The sequence below is a fragment of the Sphaerospermopsis sp. FACHB-1094 genome, from assembly GCF_014696195.1.
Taxonomy (GTDB): Bacteria; Cyanobacteriota; Cyanobacteriia; order Cyanobacteriales; family Nostocaceae; genus Sphaerospermopsis; species Sphaerospermopsis kisseleviana.
The window spans coordinates 1-8,412 of sequence record NZ_JACJPT010000164.1 but is presented as its reverse complement, the minus strand read 5'-3'; the positions used below and the strand labels follow the sequence as shown (position 1 = coordinate 8,412).

The window sequence follows — 8,412 nt, the reverse complement described above, 5'->3', positions numbered from 1 at the left end:
AAAATAACCTGTGATAAAAATTGATAATTTATCGTCCGAATGCTTCGCCCTTACAGGAAAATAACCTGTGATAAAAATTGATAATTTATCGTCCGAATGCTGATGCTTCCAGCACGCTTCGCGAACGCCCTTACAGGAGTCAGGAATTAGAAATTTTAGAAATTAGAAGCAGGATTTAATTTTTAGATACTAATTCAGCAAACTCCCTCAATTTCTGACCATACTTTTCTTGTGCAACCTCAAAAAAATCATTATGATTTGCATCTTCTACCCACAAATAAAGTTTCGGTGTAGTGACAGCAGCAAACAATTTTTCCCCATGCTCAAAAGGAACAATATCATCTAACTTACCGTGCATCACTAAAACCGGAACTTTGACTTTTTTGATTTTCTCTAAATTATTAAACTTATCAAATGGTAAAATGGGAAAAGGTACAACTACCCGAAAAGCAGAAGTAAAGGTACTTTCAATAATTAAACCCGCTATCGGTTTTCTTGCTGCTAAGTCTATCGCTGAACCTCCCCCTACAGAACGTCCAAAAACTATAATTTGCTCTGGTTTGATTTTTAAATCTTCCGTTAAATAATTATAAGCAGTATCAATATCTTGATAAGCAGCATTTTCTGTAGGTGTTCCCTGACTCGTACCATAACCCCGATAGTCATAAGCAAAGACACTAAAACCCACATCCCGTATTTTTTTTAAAGTTGCTCTAATATGTCCTAAGTCTTCAGCATTTCCATGAACATAAAGAATAGTGTACTTAGCAGTAGGGTTTGGTAAATAAACTGCGGAAATTTGTTGATTTTCCCTCGTTTTCAGCTTAATAATGTCTTTTGTATCCTCATAGCTGGAAGGTTGGGGTAAAAAAATCATGCTATCCGCACGAAAATACACATAGACCGCAAATAAGGTATAGATTACAACAAAAGACCGAATCATCCGCTTCCAAGTAAAATCCCCAATTAATAGTTTTTTGAGCCGTTGTTTATTCATGATCTAAAATAGAAAGGTTGTACTTAAATAAAATAGAATTTTGGAGGTTTTTCATGTCTCGTCGTTGTGAACTCACTGGTAAAAAGGCTAATAACGCAATGGCCGTTTCCCACTCTCACCGTCGTACCAAGCGTTTACAACACGCTAATTTGCAAACTAAGCGCGTTTGGTGGCCTGGTGGTAATCGTTGGGTGAAACTAAAACTCTCTACCAAAGCGATTAAAACCCTAGATAGCAAAGGTATAGAAGCAATGGCTAAAGAAGCTGGTATCAATTTAAATCACTATTAAGTAGTCAGGGTTAAAAATTGTCGTGATGAGAAGGCAGCAGGGAAGAGGTTTTTAGACAAATTTGCTTTTTGTTATATGCTTCTGTTTTTTTCGCGCCTTTCTACTTAATCTTCACTTTTCAAGGAAGTAGGGGTAGCGCCTCCGTGCCTACCCCTGTTTTTCGGGCAACCACGGGAAGGGGCAACCACGGGGGGTTTGCCCCTACTTCACTAATTCAGTACAATTACTGAAATTTTAGGAGCATTGCGAACCGCAAAAGAAAATCCGACTCCTGAAGATGGTAAATATTGTTATTAACCAAGTTGCTAAGGAATAGGAGTCAGGAGTCAGAATGAAGATTTTTCTCTTCCCAATTCCCAATTCCCAATTCCCAATTCCCAATTCCCAATTCCCAATTTTTTAACTTGTGACTTTAAACTTGTGAAAAAGGGCGCTGCTGTGCAGAAATTACTAAATATCCCAAAACAGCATCTAATTATTTTTACCCGTTATCCAGAACCAGGGAAGACCAAAACCAGACTGATACCTGCTTTGGGTGAAGTTGGTGCGGCTGATCTGCAAAAGCAAATGACTGAACATACCATATTACAGGTGCAAGAATTACAAAAGATATCTGCTATAACTGTGGAAGTGCGGTTTGCTGGGGGTAATTGGGAATTAATGCAAAATTGGTTAGGTGTTGGTTTTGTATATCAAACTCAAGGTGAAGGGGACTTAGGTCAGCGGATGATGCGATCGCTTGTAGATGCTTTCAGTAACAATGCAGAACAGGTAATCATCATTGGTACTGATTGTCCTGGTCTAAATTCCCAGATTTTAGCATCAGCCTTTGAGCAATTACAAACCTCTGACCTCGTGCTAGGACCAGCTATAGACGGCGGTTATTACTTAATTGGGTTGCAAAAACCAATTTTAGACTTGTTTACTAGCATTTCCTGGGGAACTAATCAAGTGTTATCACAAACAGTCACAATCGCCCAGGAACTTCATTTGTCTTTTGTAAACCTACCTACATTAGCAGATGTTGACCGTCCAGAAGATTTACTTGTTTGGGAACAGTGTACCCTGATAAATGGCCATTAGCTTTATTGACCCAAACCTTACTTTACAAAAATTATGGTTAACCGTGTTTCGTCCTTCAATAGTTCCCTTATACTCAAAGTAGTTGGGATAGTTTGTGTCTTGTCGTTTTTTGTTGATTTTGTGATTTTGTTATTGGGTTTCAGTCTCACTGATAAACAAATACAAATAGGTTTCACAACCGCCCTAGTTGATCGGGGAATTGTTCCACTGGTGGGTTTAGGGATAATATCGGCCGCATATTGGTTAGATAAATTAGAGACTGGAGGCGATCGCTCAGGTCTAGATTTAAGATTACCTTCTATGATACTTGCCAGTATCTTAGGTTTAATGTTTTTGTTAATTTTTCCCTTCCACCTCAACAATGTCCGTCAAGCAAGTACACAACGAGTCAACCAAATTTCCCAAGAAGCTCAACAATTAGAAAACCAAACCAACCAAGAAGCCCAACAAGCAGAAACCCGGCTGAACAGCCAACTATCTGAATTTCAAAGTCAGTTAAATAATGATCAAGCTAAAGCTCAACTAGAACAAGCTAGAAGTCAAGTAAAAGCACAACTCACTCAAATATTAAAGGATGAGCAGAGATATAAGCAAGCACTAGAAAATCCTCAACTACCCCCAGAACAAAAAGAACTACTGAAAAAATTTAAAGCCAACCCCCAAGAACTGGATAAATTTCTTGCCCAACAAACAGATCCTAATCAACTAGCTCAACAAACGACCAGTGAAATTCGCCAACGCAAAGAACAAAAAATTACTGAAATTCGCCAACGTAAGGAAGAAGCTCAAAAACAAGCAAAAAATACTGCTTGGATGTCTGGACTAAGGATAGGTATTAGCAGTTTGATTTTAGCTATTGGTTATACCATCATCGGTTGGACAGGATTAAAAGGATTAAAAGAAATAGGTGCATTACAAAATCGTAAACCTAAAGCCCCACTAGGTTAAGCCATCAGTAAATTTTCAATAGAGTTTGCTGAATAAACATGAAAATATTACAGGTAAAGGATTTTAGGCAATTGGAAATTGAAAAAGCCGCGCTTCACGGCAGACAAGTGTAAACCTTAAAACTACTCCCACTTCCCAACTAGCACTGAGGGATTTACTTCGACTTACTTCGACTTCCCTCAGTACAAGTCGCTAACTGACCAATGACACTCACTGCGAAGCATTTAACTTTTGTGGGCAGCCAGAAATGAAAAAATGTTTTTAATTCTCCTCCTGACTCCTGACTCCTGACTCCTGACTCCGCGCCAAAAATTAATATTCTTAATAAAAGTTATTTAAATTGTCATCAGAAAATCCCCACCTTCACCTTGTGATCCCCAGTTGTAAATGGCGATAAATATAATCTATACTTTTGATCTGATAAATTTGAGCATCTGGTCAGATACCGCGTTAGGATTAATAGTACCTGAGAAACTGGTAACAATCATTTACCAGAATTACAAAGAAAAGTAACACTGGTTAACCAAATATCATAATCCATAGCTATTCATTTGATTATGGGTGATGGGATGCGATTAAACTTGTCTCATCATAGTCAAATGCAATTACAGAGAAGTTGAAAAATTTTAGTAGCCTAAAAAAAGGAGAATCGGGGCTTGGTAATTGAACGGCTGAAACAGGACTTAAAAAATGACCTGATTGCTGGTTTGTTGGTGGTAATTCCCCTAGCAACTACCATCTGGCTGACCATTACTATTGCCAGTTGGGTAGTAAACTTTCTCACCCAAATCCCCAAACAGCTAAATCCCTTTGATGGTCTACATCCGATATTAGTCAATTTATTGAATTTGCTAGTTGGACTGGCAGTACCACTATTGAGCATCCTAGTCATTGGTTTGATGGCTCGGAATATAGTTGGTAAGTGGTTGCTAGATTTTGGGGAGAGAATACTGCAAGCTATACCCTTAGCTGGTCAGGTATACAAAACCCTCAAGCAATTATTAGAAACAATACTCAAAGATTCCAATGGTAAATTTCGCCGTGTCGTTTTATTAGAGTATCCCAGAAAAGGAATTTGGGCGATCGCCTTTGTCACTGGTGCAGTGAGTAGCGATATCCAAACCCAGATGAATCAACCGCTGTTGAGCGTTTTTATCCCCACCACACCTAACCCTACCACTGGATGGTATGCACTGGTTCGAGAAGATGAAGTAGTAAACCTCTCAATATCTATAGAAGACGCTTTTAAAATAGTAGTCTCAGGAGGTATAGTCGCCCCCAATAATGGCATATCCCCATTGGTTTTACCAACCGCAGTGTCAGCCATAGAACCCAAAAGTCACGTTATTTCTGTAGAAGAAGCCTGATTTTTTCTTATTTTTGATTCTTAGCAGTTGCGTCTACAGTCATAACACATACAAGGCGCACATCACTTTGCTGGAAGAAATAAGCTGTTGTACATTTAATTTGTATCAGTCTAGCGGGCAAGATGCCCGCACCACAACACTTAACTAGGGTTTGCTGAAAAAGTCCTTTCATGAGGGAATAGGAGTCAGGAGTCGTAGGGGCGAAGCATTCGGAAAATAACCTGTGATAAAAATTGATAATTTATCCCCCGAATGCTTCGCCCTTACAGGAAAATAGCCTGTGATAAAAATTGATAATTTATCCCCCGAATGCTTCGCCCTTACAGGAAAATAACCTGTGATAAAAATTGATAATTTATCCCCCGAATGCTTCGCCCTTACAGGAAAATAACCTGTGATAAAAATTGATAATTTATCCCCCGAATGCTTCGCCCTTACAGGAAAATAACCTGTGATAAAAATTGATAATTTATCGTCCGAATGCTGATGCTTCCAGCACGCTTCGCGAACGCCCGTACAGGAGTCAGGAGGAGGTTGGAAAATTTCTTTACGATCTCTCAAAATCCAAAAAAATGCACACTTTTTCAAGTATTGAGGGTAATTCATGAATTACCCCTACGCAAGAATAAGGTTTTCAGTCACATCTTGCGTAAGTCCTAATACCCATTACCAATTACCAATTACCAATTACCAATTACCAACAGATAATCTAATTGTTAAAATATGTCAAACTTGATATATTAATAAGTTTGCCCCATTTACTTCATTACTTCTTCCCTAACCAGAACCAGCATTATGCAACGTCGTAAACCCCAGCAAATAGCCAGAGAACTGGCATTGTTAAGCCTCAGCCAGCTGCCAGTCAACCCCAAAAAATTAGAGAAACTGCCAGATGAACAACTGGTAGCCAAATTAGTTTTGGGTGCAGTCCGCACTTTGACTACAGAAGTGCAAGACACCCTGAATAGTGCAGCCGCAGAACTGCAACGCAGTAATGATCGCCTTTTAACCAGTCAAACGCGGGCTTCTGACCTGAATACAGCTAGAACCATGCTGCAAGAAGCGATCACTTGTACCCAAACAGCTATCAACCAATTGGGTACAGCCGTTGATTTTCCAGAATTGATTCAGTTAGCCAATCAAGATAAGGAAGTTCGCAATTATGCTAAAGAAATAGTGATCACCGTTGATGAAAACCGCAACGTTATTGATCAAATAATTTCTGGAGCTTTAGTAGATTGGCAAGTAACACGACTAGCCCAAATAGATCGGGATATCCTACAAATTGCTGTAGCCGAAATGAACTTTATGGCAGTTCCCGCCAGTATTGCCATCAACGAAGCCGTAGAATTAGCTAAACGCTACAGTGGAGATGACGGACATCGCTTTATTAATGGTGTTCTCCGTCGTGTCACAGAGCAGAAACAAATAGCATAGAGTGATATCCTCACTTCTTCCCGATCTTTGAGTGCGTTAAAAGTGAGGATATTTGGAAAACTTCCCACTCCGGAAAAAGTGGCAAATTAAATTAAACTGATATAGCAGGTGACTGGTGACTGGTGACTGGTGACTGGTGACTGGTGACTGGTGACTGGGGAAGAAAATTTTAGATTTTAGATTTTAGATTTTAGATTGGAGTTAACAAAAACAATCCAAAATTCAAAATCCAAAATCCAAAATAAATAGGGTTTGCTAAATAAACCTAAAACCTTGATATATCAAAGGTTAGAGGCTGATAAACACAGAAATTAGTGCAAGGGTTTTGAAGGGTATACCGGAAAAAGTGTGCATTTTTTGGGATTTCAAGAGATGGCAAAGAAATTTTCAAATCTCCTCCTGACTCCTGACTCCTGACTCCTGACTCCTGACTCCTGACTCCTGACTCCTGACTCCTGACTCCTGACTAGCTAACTAATAACTGATAATTGATATCTAATAACTAATAATATTGCTGCAATGGTTTTTAATTGGTTCCGCCGTAACGATTCTTCTCAACCCCCTCAAACACAACCACAGGGGGAAACTCAGCCTACACAAGAAGCACAGCCAGAACCAGCCGCAGAAACTACACCTGATACTGCGGACCTATTGGCTTATGCTAAAGCTGCTTATAAAAATATTCAGCAAAAACAACAATCTCAGCCCCAAGAAACTGCACCAGCAGAGGCATCTGTTATTGGAGAAAAAGCAGAAACAGTTGTTGTAGAAGAAGCAGTTACACCAACCCCAGCAGAAACAACTGCTGTTACTGAAGATGTTACTGAAGAAAAAGCAGAAACATCTGTAGAGGAAACAGTTACACCAACTCCAATAGAAACAACTGCTGTTACTGAAGAAACCGCAGCAGCGCCCGCAGAAGAAGTAACTGTACCAACACCAGTAGAAGCAACATCTGATACTAAAGAATTAGAAGTTACTAGCCCAGAAACTCCAGTTAGTGATCAACAACCAGCAACTTTATCGTTTTTAGAACGGGCAGCAGCAGAAAGGCAAGCCAAACAGGAAAGATTGATAGCCAGTGCGGTTGAAGTTGCACAACCGGAAATAACACCAACTTCAACACCAACTTCAACATCAACTTCAACCACACCAGAAACAGCAGCAGAAATTCCCGTTATAGAATTTGATGATGGGTTTGTATGGTCAGCAGAAGTTTTAGCAGCACAAGGTAGAAAGGCTGAAGATATTTCTATAGAAGAAATTACCTGGTTGAAAAAATTACGCCAAGGTTTAGATAAAACTCGGCGCAATATCCTTAACCAACTCAAAGCCATTGTTGGACAAGGACCATTAAATCAAGCTGCTGTAACTGAAATTGAAGCATTACTTTTACAAGCTGATGTGGGTGTAGAAGCCACAGATTTTATTATTGATGCTTTACAGCAAAAATTGCGGGATGAAGTCACCCCACCAGAACAGGCGATCGCCTACCTGAAACAAATCCTCCGGGATATGCTAGATGCACCAATTGAAGCAGCACCCAGATCCAGCTTTGCCCCAGAAAAAGATAACTTAACCATTTGGTTAATTACAGGAGTTAACGGTGCTGGTAAAACTACAACAATCGGTAAAATCGCCCATTTAGCCCAAAAATCTGGCTATAACTGCTTAATTGGTGCTGCTGACACTTTCCGGGCTGCTGCCGTAGAACAAGTGAAAGTTTGGGGAACAAGAAGCGGAGTAGAAGTGATAGCTAATCCTGGGAAGAATACAGATCCAGCCGCAGTGGTATTTGATGCGATCGCCGCCGCCCAATCACGAGGCACGGAATTATTATTAGTAGATACCGCTGGCAGACTGCAAAACAAGAAAAACTTAATGGACGAATTAAGTAAAATTCGTCGAATTATTGACAAAAAAGCCCCAAATGCCCATGTGGAATCTCTCTTAGTTTTAGATTCTACCTTGGGACAAAACGGACTGCGACAAGCTGAGGTATTTTCCCAAGCTGCCCAACTCAGCGGCGTTGTCTTAACCAAGCTAGATGGTACAGCTAAAGGAGGAGTAGCTTTAGCAGTTGTACAACAGTTAGGCTTACCTATTCGCTTTATTGGTGCTGGAGAAGGAATTGAAGATTTACGTCCATTCTCTAGTTATGAATTTGTCGAAGCACTTTTAAATGGGTGATTGGTGATTGGTGATTGGTGATTGGTGATTGGTGATTGGTGATTGGTGATTGGTGATTGGTGATTGGTGATTGGTGATTGGTGATTGGTGATTGGTGATT

General features: G+C 39.8%; 8 protein-coding genes. 6 read left to right on the top strand and 2 right to left on the bottom strand.

What is annotated here, in order from left to right; translation table 11 throughout:
• Positions 1-175: 175 nt before the first annotated feature.
• On the bottom strand, positions 176-997 hold the full coding sequence (locus tag H6F47_RS25835; protein ID WP_190651622.1) for an alpha/beta hydrolase: 822 nt from the start codon (positions 995-997) through the stop codon (positions 176-178).
• 53 nt (positions 998-1,050) lie between these two features.
• Here H6F47_RS25835 and rpmB point away from each other — a divergent pair, with 53 nt between their 5' ends.
• The 4 genes from rpmB to H6F47_RS25815 all read left to right on the top strand — a co-directional run bounded on the left by rpmB (position 1,051) and on the right by H6F47_RS25815 (position 4,685).
• The gene (gene rpmB, locus H6F47_RS25830) at positions 1,051-1,287 is read left to right on the top strand and encodes a 50S ribosomal protein L28 (protein ID WP_096569572.1); all 237 of its coding nucleotides are present in this window, start codon (positions 1,051-1,053) and stop codon (positions 1,285-1,287) included.
• A gap of 438 nt (positions 1,288-1,725) precedes the next feature.
• The gene (locus H6F47_RS25825; RefSeq protein ID WP_096572729.1) at positions 1,726-2,370 is read left to right on the top strand and encodes a TIGR04282 family arsenosugar biosynthesis glycosyltransferase; all 645 of its coding nucleotides are present in this window, start codon (positions 1,726-1,728) and stop codon (positions 2,368-2,370) included.
• Between the two features lie 33 nt (positions 2,371-2,403).
• Positions 2,404-3,318, top strand: coding sequence for an HpsJ family protein (locus H6F47_RS25820; RefSeq protein ID WP_190651620.1), 915 nt, complete (start codon positions 2,404-2,406; stop codon positions 3,316-3,318).
• Positions 3,319-3,974: 656 nt separating this feature from the next.
• Positions 3,975-4,685 carry a DUF502 domain-containing protein gene (locus H6F47_RS25815; RefSeq protein ID WP_096569568.1) on the top strand — a complete coding sequence of 237 codons (711 nt, stop codon included), beginning with the start codon at positions 3,975-3,977 and terminating at the stop codon, positions 4,683-4,685.
• Between the two features lie 168 nt (positions 4,686-4,853).
• Here the strand turns inward: H6F47_RS25815 and H6F47_RS25810 are convergent, their stop codons facing one another.
• Positions 4,854-5,291, bottom strand: coding sequence for a hypothetical protein (locus H6F47_RS25810; RefSeq protein WP_190651618.1), 438 nt, complete (start codon positions 5,289-5,291; stop codon positions 4,854-4,856).
• A gap of 189 nt (positions 5,292-5,480) precedes the next feature.
• On the opposite strand from H6F47_RS25810, the gene nusB reads away from it, so the two are divergent.
• Entirely contained in the window at positions 5,481-6,122 is a 642-nt protein-coding gene (gene nusB, locus H6F47_RS25805) for a transcription antitermination factor NusB (protein ID WP_096569565.1), read from the top strand.
• Positions 6,123-6,641: 519 nt separating this feature from the next.
• Positions 6,642-8,312, top strand: coding sequence for a signal recognition particle-docking protein FtsY (gene ftsY, locus H6F47_RS25800; RefSeq protein ID WP_137669217.1), 1,671 nt, complete (start codon positions 6,642-6,644; stop codon positions 8,310-8,312).
• Positions 8,313-8,412 lie beyond the last annotated feature (100 nt).